The organism is Paraburkholderia sp. MM5482-R2, from assembly GCF_050436125.1.
In the GTDB taxonomy this organism is placed as follows: Bacteria; Pseudomonadota; Gammaproteobacteria; order Burkholderiales; family Burkholderiaceae; genus Paraburkholderia; species Paraburkholderia tuberum.
Genome location: NZ_JBNDLP010000002.1, coordinates 3,023,425 through 3,041,222, shown reverse-complemented (window position 1 = coordinate 3,041,222; position 17,798 = coordinate 3,023,425). Strand labels below are relative to the sequence as shown.

Genomic DNA, 17,798 nt, shown 5'->3' with positions numbered 1-17,798 from the left:
AGACACGCATGATGACAACCGACAGGTTTCGAGGCCCGCGCGCGCGCGTCGTTACGGCGTTCGCGGCGCGGGTTGCGATGACGCTCGTCGCGGGTCTGCTGGTCGTGCCGTTGACGACCGCGCCCGTGTTGGCGAGGGCGTCGATCGCGCAGTACGACGCGCCAAAGTATCCATCCGGGTTCACGCATTTCGATTACGCGGACCCGAATGCGCCGACCGATGGCACACTGGTTTTCCAGAACTACGACGAAAGGCAAAGCTACGATTCGCTGAATCCGTTCCTGACGCGTGGTGCGCCGGCGCCGGACATCCTGCATCTGATGTTCGATACGCTGATGCAGCGCAGCTGGGACGAACTCGCGTCGGAATACGCATTGATCGCCGACGACGTCGAGGTGGCGCCGGATGGCAAATCAGCGGTGTTTCATATCGACCCGCGAGCGCGCTTTTCGAACGGCGATCCGATCACCGCCGAGGACGTCAAGTATTCGTTCGATACGCTGACCAGCCCGCAGGCATCGCCGCTGTTCAACTCGCAGTTCGCGGTGATCAGCCGCGCCACGGTGCTCGACCCGTCGCGGGTGCGCTTCGACTTCAGGCACGTGGAACGCGACGCGCCGTTGATCGCAGGCGACCTGCCGGTTTTCTCGCGCAAGTGGGCAATGCAAGCCAACGGCACGCGCATCGCGTTCGATCAGTTGACCAACGTGCCGCCGGTGTCGAGCGGCCCGTATCTGATCGAGCAGCGCAAGAACGACACGCAGATCGTCTACCGTCGCAATCCGGCTTACTGGGCGGCCGATTTGCCATCGCGGCGCGGCATGTACCATTTCGCGCGCGTCGCGTTCAAGCTCTATCACGATCATTACACGCAGCTCGAATCGCTGAAAGCGCTCGATACCGACGTGATGGTCGAATACAGTTCGATGCAATGGGCGCGCCGTTATATCGGCAAGAACTTCGATAACGGCGCGTTACAGCGCAAACTCTTTCCGGATCACGGCGCGCAGATGCAGGGGCTGATGTTCAACACGCGCAGGCCGATGTTTTCGGATGTGCGGGTGCGGCATGCCCTTGCACTCGCGTTCGACTACGACTGGCTGAACCGGATGACCTTCTACGGCCAGTACCGGCGCACCAACAGCTACTTCGACGATAGCCCGTTCGCCGCGCAAGGCGCGCCGACCGATGCCGAACTCGCGCTGCTCGAGCCGTATCGCGCGAGTTTGCCCGCGGCCGTGTTCGGTCCAATGGTCAGGCAGGCCGACACGATTGCGCCGCACACGTTGCGCGAGAACCTGCGCGAAGCGCGCGGCCTGCTCGCCGAAGCGGGTTGGACGGTGCGCGACGGCCAGTTGCGCGACGCGCACGGCAACCCGATGTCGATCGAAATCATCGACGATCAGCCTGGCATGGATCGCGTACTGCTGGCGTATATGCGCAACCTGCAACTGCTCGGCATCGATGCGCATATGCGCGAGATCGATAGTGCGTTGTATCAGAAGCGGATCGACAACTTCGAGTTCGATATGACGACGTTCATCTATCTGCGCGTGACGATTCCCGGTTCAGAACTGGAGCGTCGTTTCAGCAGCGCATCGGCAGCGCAGGTCGGCTCGGAAAACTATCCGGGCGTGAGGTCGCCGGCGGTCGATGCGCTGGTGCGCGCGGTGATGCGCGCGAGCACGCTGAACGCACTCGAAACCGCGACCCATGCGCTCGACCGCGTGCTGATCAACGGCTATTACCTGGTGCCCGAATATTTCGCGCCGGATACGCGCATAGCGTACAAAAGCGCCCTCGGCTACCCGTCGGTGACGCCGGTCAGTTTCCAGGGCGAGGACTGGATCGTCAGCTACTGGTATCGCAAGCCGCCGTCCGCTGCGGCCAACACCGCCGAGGCGAAGTGAGGGGCTTATGTTTATCTACATCGTCAAACGTCTGCTGCTGATGATCCCGACGCTGATCGGCGTCGTTACGCTGACTTTCTTCGTGACGCAGTTCGTGCCGGGCGGCCCGGTCGAACAGATGATGACGCAGTTGCGTCACGGCCAGCAGCGCGGCGGCGAAGGCGGAGGCGGCGGCAACGCGTATCACGGCAGCCAGGGCGTCGATCCGCAGCAGATCGAGCAGATCAAGAAGCAGTTCGGCTTCGACAAACCGCCGCTGACGCGCTATCTGAAGATGCTGAGGGACTACGCGCGTTTCGATCTCGGCCAGTCCTACTATCACCATCAGAGTGTATGGGCGGTGATCCGCTCGAAACTGCCCGTGTCGATCACGCTCGGGTTATGGACGGTCGTGCTGACCTACATCGTGTCGGTGCCGCTCGGGATCGCGAAAGCGGTGCGCAACGGCTCGCGCTTCGACACCGCCACCAGCGTGATGGTGCTGACCGGCTACGCGATTCCGGGCTTCGTGTTCGGCGTGCTGCTGCTGATGCTGTTTGGCGGCGGCACGTTCTGGCAGATCTTCCCGATGCGCGGCCTCACGTCCGATAACTTCGACGAACTCAGCGCGTTCGGCAAGGTGCTCGATTATCTATGGCACATCGTGTTGCCGGTGACGGCGTCGGTGGTGGGCAACTTCGCGATCGTCACGATCCTGACCAAGAATACGTTTCTCGAAGAGATTGGTCGTCAATATGTGCTGACCGCGCGGGCGAAAGGCGCGCCCAAGCGTGACGTGCTGTGGAAGCACGTATTGCGCAACGCCGCGATTCCGCTGCTGACCGGGTTGCCCGCCGCGTTTATCGGCGCCTTCCTGAACGGCAACCTGCTGATCGAAACGCTGTTTTCGCTCGACGGCATGGGCCAACTGTCTTATGACTCGGTGATCCGCCGCGACTATCCGGTCGTGCTGGGTTCGCTGTTCCTGTTCACGCTGATTGGTCTCGTGACCAAACTCATTGCTGACGTCTGCTATGTCCTCGTCGACCCCCGCATCCAGTTCAACAGCCTGGACCGATAAGCTGCCGCCCGGCGCGTTGCCGGTGTCCGTGTCGCCTGGGCGACGCGTATGGCAGCGTTTCCGCCAGCAGAAGCTCGGTTACTGGAGCCTGATCGTGTTCGCGACGCTGTTCGTGCTGAGCCTGCTCGGCGAAGTGCTCGCGAATGACCGGCCGCTGATGGTCCGTTACGACGGCCATGACTATTTTCCGATCGTGAAGGACTATCCGGAAACGATGTTCGGCGGCGATTTTCCGACCCGCGCGAACTATCTCGATCCGTTTATCCGCAAGCAGTTGACGGAGAAAGGCAACTTCGCGATCTACCCGCCGAATCACTACCACTACGACACGATCGATTACTTCGCGACGCGGCCGTTTCCGGCGTCGCCGTCCGCGACCAACTGGCTCGGCACCGATCAATACGGCCGCGACGTGCTGTCGCGATTGCTGTACGGCTTCAGGCTGTCGGTGTTGATGGCGCTTGCGCTGACGGTGTCGGGTATCGTGCTGGGCGTGCTGGCGGGTGCGTTGCAAGGTTTTTACGGCGGCCGCACCGACCTGATCGGGCAGCGCCTGATCGAAGTATGGAGTTCGATGCCGGACCTGTATCTGCTGATCATCTTCGCGTCGATCTTCGAGCCGAGTTTGTGGCTGCTGTTTATCCTGCTGTCGATGTTCGGCTGGCTGGTGCTGTCCGACTATGTGCGCGCCGAATTCCTGCGCAACCGTTCGCTCGATTATGTTCGCGCCGCGCGCACGATGGGTTTGAGCAACTGGCAGATCATCTGGCGTCATCTGCTGCCGAACAGCATGACGCCGGTGATCACCTTCCTGCCGTTCCGGATGAGCGCCGCGATTCTGTCGCTGACGAGTCTGGACTTTCTGGGGCTGGGTGTCGCACCGCCCACGCCGAGCCTGGGCGAACTGCTTCAGGAAGGCAAGAACAACCTCGACGCATGGTGGATTTCGGTATCTGCGTTTGCCGCGCTGGTGATCACGTTGTTGCTGCTGACGTTCATGGGCGACGCGTTGCGCAATGCGCTCGACGCCCGTTCACGCGGGTCGGCGTTCGGCGGGAGGAAGTGATGGGCGACGCAACGTTGCACAAGCCTTTGCTGGAAATCGACACGTTCTCGATCCGTTTCGGCGACAAGGTCGCGGTTCGCGAACTGAATCTGACGATCGGGCGCGGCGAGCGGGTTGCGCTGGTCGGCGAATCCGGTTCGGGCAAGAGCGTCACGGCGCTGTCGATCCTGCGCCTCGTCGAACCTGCGCAGACCAGCGGCCAGATCCGTCTCGACGGCGTCGATCTATTACAGAAAACCGAGCAGCAGATGCGCGGGATTCGCGGCGCCGACGTCGCGATGGTGTTTCAGGAGCCGATGACCGCGCTCAATCCGCTGTTCACGATCGGTCAGCAGATCGCCGAAAGCCTGCGTCTGCACGAGGGTTTGTGGTCGAACGCGGCGCGCGCCCGCGGCATCGAACTGCTGCGCCGTACCGGCATTCCCGAGCCGGAACGGCGGATCGACAGCTACCCGCATCAACTATCCGGCGGACAACGCCAGCGCGCGATGATCGCGATGGCGCTCGCGTGCCATCCGCGCCTGCTGCTCGCCGACGAACCCACTACCGCGCTCGACGTCACCGTGCGTCAGCAGATCGTCGATCTGCTGATCGAGTTGCAGGAACAGGAAGCCGCCGATCGCGGCATGGCGGTGCTGCTGATCACGCACGACCTGAATCTCGTGCGCCGCTTCGCCCAACGCGTGGCGGTAATGGAAAAGGGTGTGCTGGTCGAAACCAATACGACCCGGGCGCTGTTCGCAGCGCCGCAGCATCCTTACACGCAGCGATTGCTCGACAGCGAACCGCATCGCGAGATCGGGCCGATCGAACCGCACGCGCGTCGGGTGCTCGAGGTGCAAGGCCTCGCGGTCGATTACAGGACGGCCGCGAAAGGCTGGCGCTCGCTGTTCAGCGGTTCGACCTTTCGCGCAGTGCACGACGTCGATCTGACGCTGCGTCGCGGTGAGACGCTCGGCGTGGTCGGCGAATCGGGCTCCGGAAAATCGACGCTGGCGGCGACGCTGCTCGGTCTGCAACGGCCCGCCGCCGGTCATATTCATATCGACGGCGCGCCGTTGTCGGCTTTGCGTGGCGCGAACTCGCGCCGCGCGTTGTACTCGCGGATGCAGGTGGTGTTTCAGGACCCGTTCGGGTCGCTATCGCCGCGTATGACGGTCGAGCAGATCGTCGGGGAATGGATCGAGGTGCACCGGCCGGAAATCGACGCGCGCACGCGCCGCGCGCGGGTGGGGACGATGCTCGAAGAAGTGGGCATGCCGCAAGAATCGATGCTGCGCTATCCGCACGAGTTTTCCGGCGGGCAGCGGCAGCGCATAGCGATCGCGCGTGCGTTGGCGGTCGAACCGGAAGTGCTGATTCTCGACGAGCCGACCAGCGCGCTCGATGTGTCGATCCAGCAACAGGTGCTTAAGTTGTTGGCGGGCTTGCAGAAGAAGTACCGGTTAAGCTATCTGTTGATCACCCATGATCTGGCGGTGATGCGTGCGATGGCGCATCGCGTGATCGTGATGAAGAACGGCCGCGTGGTCGAGGCGGGAGACACGCTCGATGTGCTGCATGCGCCGTCACATCCTTATACGCAGTCGTTGCTCGCCGCGTCGATGATCGCGCCGGAGCACGACGAACCCGAGGTGCTGCAATGAGTGAATCGCGCTGGACGCAGGCCGCCCGTGCGTTGAAGAGCAATGCGGCGTTCTGGTCCTTACGGATTTGCGATGAGCAGATCGACGACCACGAAGTGCGCAACGACGTCGCGCAGCCGCTGCGCACGCAGCGCGAACGCGGCGCCATGCTGACCGCGTGGGCCGGCGCGGGCGCGGGCTATGCGGCAACCACGGATCTGTCCATCGCGGGCTTGCAGGCTGCGCTCGATATCGCGACGCAACGTGCGCTGGCGAGCGCCGGCGCATCGCTGATCGACCATCGCGCGGTGTCGCGCGAAGCGCTCAGCGGCGCGTATGTCTCGCCCAATGCCGACCAGCCGCTGCCGACGCGCGGCGAATGGCTCGCGCGTCTCGCGCACGAATGCGCCGCCGCGAAAATCGACGACCGGATCGTCGAGCGCACGGCATCCGTGCAGATCACGCGCACCGAACAGGTTTATCTGACCAGCGACGGCGCGCGAATCGACCAGCGCTTTTGCCTCGTGATGCCGGAAATGAGCGTCGCGGCGCACGCGAACGGCGACACGCAGGTGCGCACGCTCGGCGGCAACTACGGCACGCTCGCGCAAGGCGGCGTCGAAGTGCTGGACCGCTACGCGTTCGACGGCGCAGGCGTGCGGCTCGCCACCGACGCGCTGACCTTGCTGGCCGCGCCGAACTGTCCGTCTGGTCCTCGCGACCTGCTGCTGATGCCCGATCAGATGATGTTGCAGATTCACGAATCGATCGGGCATCCGCTCGAACTCGACCGGATTCTCGGCGACGAACGCAACTTCGCCGGATGGAGTTTCGTGAAGCCGGAGATGTTCGGCACTTACCGTTACGGCTCGGAACTGCTCAACGTGACATTCGATCCGTCGTTGCGCGAACAAGCCGCGTCGTACGCATTCGACGACGACGGCACTGAAGCGCGCAAACAGTATCTGATTCGCGATGGCGTGCTCGAACGTCCGCTCGGTGGCGCGCTGTCGCAACAGCGCGCAAAGATGGCGGGCGTCGCGAATTCGCGTGCGTCGAGCTGGAATCGCGCGCCGATCGACCGGATGGCGAACCTGAATATCGAACCGGGAACCAGCACGCTCGGCGAAATGATTTCCGGCATCGAACACGGCATCCTGATGCGCACCAATACGTCGTGGTCGATCGACGATCACCGCAACAAGTTTCAATTCGGCTGCGAGTTCGGCCAGTTGATCGAAAACGGCAAGCTCACGCAAATCGTCAGGCAACCGAATTATCGCGGCATATCCGCGAATTTCTGGCGCAGCCTGAGCGCGGTCGGCAATGCCGGCACGCGCGAAGTGTTCGGCACGTCGATGTGCGGCAAAGGCGAACCGGTGCAACTGGTGCGCGTCGGCCATGCGTCGCCGCCGTGCGTGTTCACGCATGTCGATGTATTCGGAGGCGCGCGATGACTACAACCCATGCAGTCAATGCATCGAGCGGCTTCGATTTCGCCTCGAACGCGCAGTCGCCGGATTGGCACGCGCATTTCGCGCTGCTCGCCGATGCGATCGACACCTTGCTCAGCGGCGACGAAGTGGCGTTGACGCGGCTGTCGGCGGAGCAATCCGACTTTATCCGCTTCAACGGTGGCAAGGTTCGGCAGATCGGCCAGGTGTCGCAAGGCAAACTGACCGTCCGCCTGATCGACGGCGCCAGGCAGGCGTATTCGAGCTTCACGGTATGCGGCGATCCAGCGACGGACCTGCGCGATATCGCCGATGCGCTGAATACGTTGCGCGACGGCTTGCGCGATGCGCCCGACGACCCGCATCTGTTGTACGACGCCACCCAATGGACCCAATCGACGCGCCGCAGCGGCAAGCTGCCCGCGCCCGACGCACTGTTGCGGATCGCCACCGAAAGCGCGCGCGGACTCGATTTCGTCGGCTTCTATGCAGGTGGCTCGATGGTGCGCGGCTTCTCGTCGTCGCGCGGCAGTCGCGGCTGGTACGAAGTCAGCAATTTCAGCTTTAGCTGGTCGTTGTACGACCCGAGCGGTCGTGCGATCAAAAGCACGTACACCGGCGACCACTGGGACGACAGCGTGTTCGCCGCGAAGGTCGAACAGGCCGCCGCACGTTTGCCGGTGCTTGGACGCACGCCGCGCGCGTTGTCGCCGGGGCGGTATCGCACGTATTTGGCGCCGGCGGCGATGCTGGAACTGGTCGGCACGGCGTCGTGGGGCGGGTTTTCCGCGCGCGCGAACGCCACCGCGCGCAGCCCGTTTTACCGGCTGCACAGCGGCGAAGTCGCGCTCGATCCGCGCGTGTCGATGACCGAAGACCTGAGCCTGAATATCACGCCGCGCTTCAACGAAGACGGTTATCAGCGCGACAGCGTGCCGTTGATTCACGACGGCCGCAACGCCGGACAACTGACCAACGCCCGTAGCGCGCGCGAATACGGATTGACGCCGAACGGCGCGCTCGCCAGCGAAACGCCCGAGTCGCTGGCGATGGCTGGCGGCGATCTCGACGCCGCGGATATCCTTGCCGCACTCGATACCGGGCTGTATGTCGGCAATCTCTGGTACGTGAATTTTTCTGACCGGATGAATTGCCGGTTGACCGGCATGACGCGTTTCGCGACGTTCTGGGTCGAACGCGGCCAGATCGTCGCGCCGGTCGACGCGATGCGTTTCGACGACAGCCTGTACCGTTTGCTGTCGAGCGAGCTCGAACGTCTCGACGCCGAGCCGGAACTGCTGCTGAACGATGGAACGGAGGGCGAGCGGCAGACCGGCGGCTGGAAACTACCCGGCTTGCTGGCACGCTCGTTCGAACTGACGCTGTGAGTGAGTTTCCGATGACAGACTGAACGCCATAACAATGACAGAACCAAAGACAATATTTGAGAGCACGACCCGGTTCGGGGCCGAACCGGTCGAGATGAGCATTCGGCCGCTGGATCCGGACGACGCCGCGCAATTCCACGCGCTGCGTTCATGCCCCGGTGTGATGCGCCAGAACCCGATGCGTCCGTATCCGACCTTGCAGCAGACTCAAGGCTGGCTCGCGAAGCTCGCGGCGCCGTCGATGGCGATTGCAGCGCTGGTGGGCGATACGCTGGTCGGCTCGGCCGATCTGCATCCGGGCACGCTGCGTCGCGCGCATAGCGGCTGGCTGGGTATCAGCGTGCACGACGACTGGCAGGGCAAGGGCGTCGGCACGCGGCTGATGGCCGAACTGATCGATGCCGCCGACAACTGGTACGGGCTGCGCCGTCTCGAGCTGAACGTGTTCGCCGACAACCATCGCGCGATTGCGCTGTATCGCAAGTTCGGTTTTTCGCACGAAGCGACCTTTCGCGGCGCCGTGCTGCGCGACGGCATGCTGATCGACTCGATGTTCATGGGCCGCTTACGCGCGCCGATGGGTCATCTGCAAGCGGAAATCGAGGCGGCCGTATGAACGTCTCGTTGAAACCCGACATGGCGCATGTGATTATCCGCGCCCGCGAAGTGTCCGATCTCGACGCGATCACTTCGTTGATGAACTGCCCCGGCGCGCGGCATGGCACGTTGCAGACGCCGTATCGCTCGAACGCGACGGTCGGGAGCTGGCTCGAAAAAATGCCCGCGAACACGCTCGGGCTGTGCGCGGAGGCGGGCGCTCGCGTGGTCGGGATGATCGACGTGTTGCCGCGCATGCACCGGATGGCGCATTGCGCGGGAATCGGTCTCTGCGTGCATGACGATTACGTCGGGCGCGGCATCGGCACGGCGCTGCTCGCGGCGGCCGTCGAGTGCGCGGATACGCTGCTCGGCCTGCGTCGGCTGGAGTTGACCGTGTTCGTCGACAACCACCGCGCGATCGCTCTGTACCAGCGCTTCGGTTTCGTCGAGGAAGGACGCTCGCCAGCGTTCGCGATGCGCGACGGCAAGCTGGTCGATGCATTCCATATGGCCCGTTTCGCCGATGCGCCGGTGTTCGCTTCGCCGGTCGCGCTCGCACCGAACCCACACGCGTGAGCATGCCTTGGCCGCCTTTTTTATCGACCGACCGGTCTTTGCGTGGATTCTGGCGCTTGCGGTAATCATCGCGGGCGCGCTCGCGTTGACGCAACTGCCGGTCGCGCAATATCCACGACTCGCGCCGCCGCGTATCGTGATCGACGCCGTCTATCCGGGTGCATCGACGGAAGCCGTGGATGCGAACGTTGGCAGCGTCATCGAAGAAAGTCTCGACGGTGCCGACGGGATGCTTTACTACGAAACCGCCAGCGACGGCCTCGGCAACCTTGAAATCGCGGCGACCTTCGCGCCCGGCACCAACCCCGATATCGCGATGATGGACGTGCAGAACCGGCTCAAGCAGGTCGAGCCGCGTTTGCCGCAACAGGTGGTGCAGCAGGGTATCAGCGTTTTCAAGGCCGCCAACACGTTCCTGATGCTGGTCGCGCTGACATCCACCGATGGCACGCGCGATTCCGCGCAACTGAGCGACATCCTCAGCCGCGACATCATGCGCGAACTGAAGCGCGCGCCGGGCGTCGGTTCCGCGCAACTGTGGGACGCCGACGAAGCGTTGCGCGTCTGGCTCGATCCGATGAAGCTGCGCGAATTCGGCCTCGCCGCGTCCGACGTCAACGCCGCGATTGCCGCGCAAAACGCGAGCGTCGCGGCAGGCACACTCGGCGACGCGCCGCTGGTGGACGGCCAGCAGCTGAGCGCGTCGGTGAACGTCAAAGGGCAGTTGCTGTCGCCGGAGGAATTCGGCCAGATCGTGCTGAAAGCGCACCCCGACGGCTCGGCAGTGCGGCTTGCCGACGTCGCGCGGGTCGAGATCGGCCGCGACAACTATACGTTCTGGTCGCGCCTGAACGGCAAGCCGTCGGCGACGGTCGGGATTCAACTCGGGCCGCGCGGCAACGCGCTCGAAACATCGGACGCGATTCGGGCGCGGCTCGCGGAACTGGCGAGCCGTTTGCCGCCGGGCGTCGCGGTTCAGGTGCCGTTCGATAGCGCGCGCTTCGTCAACGTTGCGATTCGCGAAGTGCTGATCACGCTGGCCGAGGCGATCTTGCTGGTGTTTCTCGTGATGTGGCTGTTCCTGCGCGATCTGCGCTACGCGCTGGTGCCGACAGTGGTGATTCCGGTCACGCTGATGGGTGCGTTTGTCACGATGTACGCATTCGGCTTGTCGATCAACGTGTTCACGATGTTCGGCCTCGTGCTGGCGATCGGCATTCTGGTCGACGACGCGATCGTGGTGGTCGAGAGCGTGCATCGCGTGATGGACGAAGAGGGCATGGCGGCGCGCGACGCGACATTGAAAGCGATGAAACAGATCGGCGGTGCGATCGTCGGCGTGACGGCGGTGCTGACCGCCGTGTTCGTGCCGATGGCGTTCTTTCCTGGCGGCGTCGGTGGGATTTACCGGCAATTCGCGGTCGCGATGATTGCGTCGATGCTGGTGTCGTCTTTCATGGCGCTGTCGTTGACGCCCGCGTTGTGCGCGAACCTGCTGGGCGCGCCTGCGCAATCGGTCCGTCAGCGTGACGCGCGACGCGGTTTGCGTGGCGTTGCCGCGCGCCTCTCGACGCGTTTCGAACAGGGCTTTGATCGCGCGTCGCGCGCCTACCGGGCCATGACGGCCGCCGCGATGCGCAGGGTCGGGCCGCTGCTCGCGGTGTATGCCGTATTGCTGCTGCTGTGCGGCGCGTTGTACTGGCGGATGCCGGGCGGCTTCCTGCCCGTCGAAGACCAGGGCCAGCTGCAGGTGATGATGCAGTTGCCGGCCGGCGCGACGCAGGCGCGCACGCTCGCCGTCGTCGAAAAGACCGAGTCGATTTTGCGCATGCAAACGGCGGTGGCGAACGTGACAAGCGTGATCGGCTGGAGTTTCGAGGGCAGCGGACAGAACGTGGCGATGTCATTCGTCACGCTGAAAGACTGGGGCCGGCGCGGCGTTGATGCGATGACGCTGCGCGACACGTTGAACCGGTCGTTCAGCCGGATTCTCGACGGCAACGTGCAGGCGCAATTGCCGCCGTCGGTGCCGGGCGTCGGGCATTCGGACGGCTTCACGTTCCGGCTCGAAGATCGCGGCGGCTTGGGCCGCGACGCGTTGAAGGCCGCCCGCGACCAGCTTGCCGAGCGCGCGAAGGCCGATCCGTCGCTGGCGTCGATTCATTTCGAGGATCTGCCCGACGCGCCGCGTATCGAACTCGACGTGGACCGCGCGAAGGCGTACGCGCTCGGCGTATCGTTCGACCGGATTGCGGACGTGCTCGGCAGCACCTTTGGCTCGTACTACGTCGCCGATTTTCCGGCGGGTGGCCGGATGCGCCGCGTCCTGGTGGCGGGCGATGCGTCGACGCGGATGACGGAAACCGATCTGCTGGCGTTGTCGGTGCCGAACCAGTCGGGCGCGATGGTGCCGCTGTCGTCGGTTGCGACGCGCCGCTGGACCATCGGGCCAGTCGCATTGACGCGCTACAACGGCTATCCGTCGCTCGATCTGAACGGCCGTGCGGCGAGCGGTGTCAGTTCGGGGGCGGCGATGGAGGCGATGGAGCGGCTCGCGGCGAGCTTGCCTGCGGGCATCGCGTTCGACTGGGTCGATGCGGCGCGCGAAGAACGCGCGGCGGCGCGGCTGACGCCGTTGCTGCTCGGACTGTCGCTGCTGGCGGTGTTCATGGCGCTGGCCGCACTATACGAAAGCTGGACGATTCCGCTCGCGGTGTTGATGGTCGTACCGCTTGGCATAGTCGGCGCCATTGCGGCGATGCTGATGCGCGGCATGCCGAACGACGTCTACTTCAAGGTTGGGATGATCACAGTGATAGGCTTGTCCGCGAAAAACGCGATCCTGATCGTGCAATTCGCGCGCGACCTGAGCCTACGCGGCGTGCCGCTGACGCGCGCGGTGATACGCGCGGCGGGCGCGCGATTTCGCCCGATCGTGATGACGTCGTCGGCGTTCCTGCTGGGCGTCGTGCCGCTGGTGCTGGCGAGCGGCGGCGGTGCGGAAAGCCGCCGGTCGATCGGTACGGGCGTGTTCGGCGGCGTCGTGACGGCGACCTTGCTCGGGCTGGTGTTTGCGCCGGTCGCGTTTCAGGCGGTGGCGGTGGTCGCGCAGCAAGGGCCGCGCGGCGCGCTGCGGCGCTTGCATGGCTATCGGCGTCAGTCGCGCGAGTTGATTCGCGATGTCAGCACATGATCGGCTCACGCGCCGTCGATCTTCAGATACGCACGCGCGAGGCCTTCGTTTTCGAAGCCGAGCCGCTCGAGGAGTCGCGCGCTGCGCAGATTGTCGGGCCGGTAATTCGCCATTACGCGATGCAGTTGCAGCGTGCTAAAGACGTGGTCGATTGCGTTGCTCAACCCTTCGCGCGCGAAGCCGCGACCTTCGAAGCGCCGCGATACCGGGAACCTGAGATGACGCGCCTGGAAGGATGCGAGACCAAAGATAGAAGTGTCATGGCGGTCTCACTGATGTGGCAACTATCGGCAGGGCGGCTATAGCCGATGTTACTTCAGGCCCACAGCTTCCTCCAGGCATAGCCAGTTGGAAAGCTCGCCAATTGGGGCTTTCATCTGGAAGGATATCGCGTGAACAGGTATCCCCGCTTACGCAAATTGATGATCGATTGGAAGCACGAAGGGACGACTCATGGCGCAATACGCATGAGCATGGGCGACCGTGCTCCCGGCAGAAAAATTTAAATGCCGTGTCGATTCCTCGTGCATGGGTGCCGATGCCTGAGCAACTTGAGCAAAGAGGTTTTCACGGGCAGCGCAGCAAGAATTGCATCGGGTGGATACGTCATATCAAGTCCGCTCAACGATGAAGATAGCTTCTTGCGTTGTTGCGTTCGCGCGGGCGAGGCTCGATGAATGAAGTCCCGGCCAGTTGCTCCGATTCGCGGTAGTCCCGCATCTTATCGCGTGCGCGAGCGGGGAGTGTGCAACTTGCCGTTGCGATGTTTCGTAGCGCGTGCGACGCATCGCGCCGCGCGAATGTGCCGCTTGCTCGACCGCACTCGATATGTATTTCGCGCCAACATTTGACGTTGTGTCAGCGATCCGATATACTCTTTTTCTCTGACGCGGGGTGGAGCAGTCTGGCAGCTCGTCGGGCTCATAACCCGAAGGTCGTAGGTTCAAATCCTACCCCCGCAACCAAAGCATTGTTGAAAGCCCGCATCGCGCAAGCCATGCGGGCTTTTTGACTTTCGGCGCTACGTTTTGCTTGTGGCGCTCGCTGCGTACGCTGTGCGCGCGTGAATAGATGCAACACGATTCGCGCGGGATCGAGGCCTCGAGCACATCGTCACTCTCCTCCAATCGCCCACTGCACCGCCGCCTCGTCATGCAACGCGGCGGTATCGAAGCCGGGCAGCACTGAATCTTCCGGCTCGTGTTCGTCGCGAGGATCATGAGATTGGCGCCGCTGCGTTCGAGTTGGCGCGCGGCGTTGGCCATCCGTTCGCCGAGCGCGAGTCAGTATCCGAATCTTCGTTGACCGATGGGACGCAAGAATCATCCATCGCCCATATCCGATGTCTAAACCAACGGTTAGCTTGGTCGTCCCAACGACCAGGAGTAGGTTTCAGACGTCATATGAACAGGATTCAGACAGCGTGCGCGTGGTGCTGAGCGCCCCGCAACTGTCGGCCGTGCTGGCTCGCCACTCGATTAACCCCACCGAAATGCTTTCCAACCGTCTGTGGGGCGGTTTGCAGGGTGTCGGCGGGGTGCTTGAAATGGCTGGAGCGGCAGCGCTGTGCGTGTTGCCCGAACCGACGATGGCAAGCAAGGCCGGGTGTGTAGTGTTCGGGGCGCATGGTTCGGACACGGCCGAGGCGGGCCTGCGTCAGGTCTGGACAGGGCGCGATACCGCCACCTTGACTCAGCAGGGCACGGCGAAGCTGGCAGAGGCGATGCGGGTCAGCCCTGACATGGCAGACCAGATCGGCCTGTCTATCGATATGGCCGTGCCGTTCGGCTTTGCTGGCTCGATCAAGGCTGCACGCGCGGCCAGCGTTAGGACGGGCCGGATCCATCTGCAAATGCACGAGGCGAAAGCGCTCAATCCAGGGCTCGGAGGGCACACGCTCCAGAAGCACGTTGGCAAGGACGAAGCATGGCTCAGGGAGCGGCTGAAACGCGAGTCCGGGCGAGACATCGTGTCGTCATTTACAAATCTCGAGCAGGCCGAACGTGCCATTTCTGAAGCAGTGGATGCCAATGCTGCAAGAATCAGGACGTGGGCGCAGTCTTCGACTCGAAGCGCGACGATCATGGTAACCAAAGTCGTCTCAGGCGACATTGGATATGGAGTGACGCGGGAAACAGGCACACTCACGCGCATGAACCAGGTGTTCGTCGTCCTGAAATACGAAACCTATAACGGCATGCCATATTACGTCCTTACCGCCTACCTTGAATGAGAAATCAATGAGTTACTCCGAGCGCTATCCAGCAATGGAGCATATTTTTAATGTGTATTTCGGCCAGGACTTCGACCTGTTCGGGGAGAACGTGCAAGAAATTGTCGCGTGTTACAGGAAAGACAGCCCTTACGATTATGAAAATTTGATTCGCGAAATTGACTCGTTCAGGAGCGAACATCCGAGTGACCTGGACGCCACTTTCAAACAGGTGTTCAGGAGGGGGTTTCGTCCCGAAGGCGGGGGCTACACAACCGCCTCTTTTCTCGACGAGATCCAGCGAGTTCTGAGCGAATAATCGGCTTGTAGCCAGTTGCGCACAGTTCCGTGCGGTCCGACGTCTATGCACGGGACGTCGATCTATCGCTTTCGACTCGCGCCTTCTCTCACCGCCAAAGGGAGGCGAATCCGCTTTCCTTCCGGCGCAAAACCAGAGCCCCGCGCCCATTTTCACTCCGCCCCGATCGCCCACTCCACCGCCGCCTGCGCATGCAACGCAGTGGTATCGAACACCGGTAGCACCGAATCTTCCGGCTTGATCAGCAGCGTGATCTCGGTGCAGCCGAGTATCACCGCCTGCGCGCCACGCGCGGCCAGATGCTCGATCACGCGTTGATAAACCTTGCGCGACGCGTCGGCCACGTTACCGTGGCATAGCTCGTCGTAAATGATGCGGTGCACGTCCGCGCGTTCGTCCTCATCAGGCACGAGCGTGTCGAGTCCATAGCGCTCGCGCAGCCGGCCCATATAGAACGTCTGCTCCATCGTGTAGCGCGTGCCGAGCAGGCCCACCCGCTCGACGCCCGCCGCGCGCAGCGCCGCGCCGGTCGGATCGGCGATGTGCAGGAACGGTACCGTGATCGCCTGCTCGATCGATTCGCACACGCGATGCATCGTGTTCGTCGCAAGAATCACGAGATCGGCGCCGCCGCGTTCGAGCTGGCGCGCGGCGTCGGCCATCTGTTCGCCGAGCGCGTGCCAGTCGCCGGCGCGCTGGTTTGCCTCGATCGACGCGAAATCGACGGTCAGCAGCAGACTGCGCGCGTTGTGATGGCCGCCGAGCCGCGCCTTCGCGTGGCGGTTCAGCAGCCGGTAATACTCGGTGGACGACTCCCAGCTCATTCCGCCGATCACGCCGATCGTTTTCATCTGTACGCTCCGTCAATGCATGGCCGAAACGGCGAGTATAGGCGCGTCGCATTGCGCGCAGCCGGTACGGATTTCGGCCTGCGCGCCGGTACGCATCGGTGCCCGCATTTTTCTGGCGCCGATAGAATCGTAGCGAATCCGAACGCGATCAACCGGAGCGAACATGGATCTGATCATCCGCCACGCGACGCTGCCGCGCAGTGCCGCCCAGCTGTCCCCGCATCACCAGACCCCAGTCGACATCGGCATCGACGCGGGCCGTATCGTCGCCGTCGAGCCGAACCTGGCCGCGAGCGCGCGCGACGAAATCGACGCGGCCGGTTCGCTCGTCACGCCGCCGTTCGTCGACCCGCATTTCCATATGGACGCGACGCTGTCGTACGGTTTGCCGCGCGTGAACGCGTCGGGCACGCTGCTCGAAGGCATCGCGCTATGGGGCGAGCTGAAGCCCGAGCTCACGCAGCAAGCGTTGATCGAACGCGCGATGCAGTATTGCGATTGGGCGGTCGCGCGCGGCCTGCTCGCGATCCGCAGCCACGTCGACGTGTGCGATCCGCGTCTGCTCGCGGTCGAGGCATTGCTCGAAGTGAAGCGCCGCGTCGCGCCGTATCTCGATCTGCAATTGGTTGCCTTCCCGCAAGACGGTCTGCTGCGCAGCGCCGGCGCGTTCGATAATCTGAAGCGCGCGATCGACATGGGCGTCGACGTGGTCGGCGGCATTCCGCATTTCGAGCGGACGATGGCCGACGGCGCGCAGTCGGTGCGCATGCTGTGCGAGTACGCGGCCGAAAAGGGCCTGCGCGTCGACATGCATTGCGACGAATCGGACGATCCGCTATCGCGCCACATCGAAACGCTCGCGGCCGAAACGCACCGGCTCGGCCTGCACGGACGTGTCGCCGGTTCGCACCTGACGTCGATGCATTCGATGGACAACTACTACGTGAGCAAGCTGTTGCCGTTGATTCGCGAGTCGGGCGTCGCGGCGATCGCGAATCCGCTGATCAACATCACGCTGCAAGGCCGCAGCGACACGTACCCGAAACGGCGCGGCATGACGCGGGTGCCGGAGATGCTGGCCGCGGGCATCACGGTCGCGTTCGGCCACGACTGCGTGATGGACCCGTGGTACAGCCTCGGTTCGGCCGACATGCTCGAAGTCGCGCAGATGGGTCTGCATGTTGCGCAGATGACCAGCGTCGACGGCATGCACGCCTGTTTCGACGCGGTGACCGTGAACGCGGCGCGCATTCTCGGTCTGGAAGACTATGGCATCGCGCCCGGATGCGCGGCCAATCTCGTCGTGCTCGATGCGCGCGACGAGCTCGAGGCGATCCGTCTGCGCGCCGCGCGGCTCGTGGTGGTGAGCCGGGGCAGGGTGGTCGGCCGCGCGCCGGCCGCGAGCGTGTCGTTATCGCTCGAAGGGCGGCCTGAGCAGGTCGATTTCAAGCTGCATCGCGCGTAGCGACGTATCTCGCGCATCAATGACAAACCGGCGGCCTGCGCGAGCAGACCGCCGGTTTTTCTATCGGCATCGTTCATTG

The 17,798-nt window shown here is 63.5% G+C and carries 14 protein-coding genes, 1 tRNA gene and 1 pseudogene; 13 read left to right on the top strand and 3 right to left on the bottom strand.

The genetic code is table 11. The features are described from left to right. The first annotated feature begins 11 nt into the window (after positions 1-11). The 9 genes from OKW37_RS16805 (at position 12) to OKW37_RS16765 (ending at position 12,872) form a co-directional block, all read left to right on the top strand. Entirely contained in the window at positions 12-1,910 is a 1,899-nt protein-coding gene (locus OKW37_RS16805; RefSeq protein ID WP_429408376.1) for an extracellular solute-binding protein, read from the top strand. A gap of 7 nt (positions 1,911-1,917) precedes the next feature. Further along, positions 1,918-2,970: a microcin C ABC transporter permease YejB gene (locus tag OKW37_RS16800; RefSeq protein WP_429405175.1), complete on the top strand. Its 1,053-nt coding sequence runs from the start codon at positions 1,918-1,920 to the stop codon at positions 2,968-2,970. Further along, positions 2,924-4,036, top strand: a complete 1,113-nt coding sequence (locus OKW37_RS16795; RefSeq protein ID WP_429509881.1) for an ABC transporter permease — start codon at positions 2,924-2,926, stop codon at positions 4,034-4,036. Before OKW37_RS16800 ends, OKW37_RS16795 begins: the two co-directional genes overlap by 47 nt. After that, the gene (locus OKW37_RS16790) at positions 4,036-5,682 is read left to right on the top strand and encodes an ABC transporter ATP-binding protein (protein ID WP_429405177.1); all 1,647 of its coding nucleotides are present in this window, start codon (positions 4,036-4,038) and stop codon (positions 5,680-5,682) included. Before OKW37_RS16795 ends, OKW37_RS16790 begins: the two co-directional genes overlap by 1 nt. Continuing rightward, on the top strand, positions 5,679-7,118 hold the full coding sequence (locus OKW37_RS16785; RefSeq protein ID WP_429405179.1) for a TldD/PmbA family protein: 1,440 nt from the start codon (positions 5,679-5,681) through the stop codon (positions 7,116-7,118). Before OKW37_RS16790 ends, OKW37_RS16785 begins: the two co-directional genes overlap by 4 nt. Then, positions 7,115-8,503: a TldD/PmbA family protein gene (locus tag OKW37_RS16780; protein WP_429405181.1), complete on the top strand. Its 1,389-nt coding sequence runs from the start codon at positions 7,115-7,117 to the stop codon at positions 8,501-8,503. Before OKW37_RS16785 ends, OKW37_RS16780 begins: the two co-directional genes overlap by 4 nt. Before the next feature lie 94 nt (positions 8,504-8,597). Then, positions 8,598-9,119 carry a GNAT family N-acetyltransferase gene (locus tag OKW37_RS16775; RefSeq protein ID WP_429405183.1) on the top strand — a complete coding sequence of 174 codons (522 nt, stop codon included), beginning with the start codon at positions 8,598-8,600 and terminating at the stop codon, positions 9,117-9,119. Then, entirely contained in the window at positions 9,116-9,679 is a 564-nt protein-coding gene (locus OKW37_RS16770; protein ID WP_429405185.1) for a GNAT family N-acetyltransferase, read from the top strand. Before OKW37_RS16775 ends, OKW37_RS16770 begins: the two co-directional genes overlap by 4 nt. Before the next feature lie 7 nt (positions 9,680-9,686). Then, positions 9,687-12,872, top strand: coding sequence for a multidrug efflux RND transporter permease subunit (locus OKW37_RS16765; RefSeq protein ID WP_429405187.1), 3,186 nt, complete (start codon positions 9,687-9,689; stop codon positions 12,870-12,872). Between the two features lie 5 nt (positions 12,873-12,877). Here the strand turns inward: OKW37_RS16765 and OKW37_RS16760 are convergent, their stop codons facing one another. Beyond that, a complete protein-coding gene (locus OKW37_RS16760) occupies positions 12,878-13,123 on the bottom strand; it encodes a GNAT family N-acetyltransferase (RefSeq protein ID WP_429408378.1) in 246 nt (81 codons plus the stop codon). A 637-nt stretch (positions 13,124-13,760) separates the two neighbouring features. Between OKW37_RS16760 and OKW37_RS16755 the strand changes: the two genes are divergently transcribed. Next, positions 13,761-13,837 (top strand) — tRNA-Met (locus OKW37_RS16755). A gap of 222 nt (positions 13,838-14,059) precedes the next feature. Here the strand turns inward: OKW37_RS16755 and OKW37_RS16750 are convergent. After that, positions 14,060-14,155 (bottom strand): annotated as a pseudogene (locus OKW37_RS16750) (aspartate racemase); the annotation flags it as partial. Positions 14,156-14,295: 140 nt separating this feature from the next. Between OKW37_RS16750 and OKW37_RS16745 the strand changes: the two are divergent. Then, positions 14,296-15,105 carry an RNase A-like domain-containing protein gene (locus tag OKW37_RS16745; protein ID WP_429405189.1) on the top strand — a complete coding sequence of 270 codons (810 nt, stop codon included), beginning with the start codon at positions 14,296-14,298 and terminating at the stop codon, positions 15,103-15,105. A 7-nt stretch (positions 15,106-15,112) separates the two neighbouring features. Continuing rightward, positions 15,113-15,403 (top strand): contact-dependent growth inhibition system immunity protein, encoded by a 291-nt coding sequence (locus OKW37_RS16740; RefSeq protein ID WP_429405191.1) that lies wholly within the window; start codon positions 15,113-15,115, stop codon positions 15,401-15,403. A 152-nt stretch (positions 15,404-15,555) separates the two neighbouring features. Here OKW37_RS16740 and OKW37_RS16735 read toward each other — a convergent pair whose 3' ends face one another. Then, positions 15,556-16,254: an aspartate/glutamate racemase family protein gene (locus OKW37_RS16735; RefSeq protein ID WP_184057359.1), complete on the bottom strand. Its 699-nt coding sequence runs from the start codon at positions 16,252-16,254 to the stop codon at positions 15,556-15,558. Positions 16,255-16,417: 163 nt separating this feature from the next. Between OKW37_RS16735 and OKW37_RS16730 the strand changes: the two genes are divergently transcribed. Continuing rightward, entirely contained in the window at positions 16,418-17,719 is a 1,302-nt protein-coding gene (locus tag OKW37_RS16730) for an amidohydrolase family protein (RefSeq protein ID WP_429405193.1), read from the top strand. Positions 17,720-17,798 lie beyond the last annotated feature (79 nt).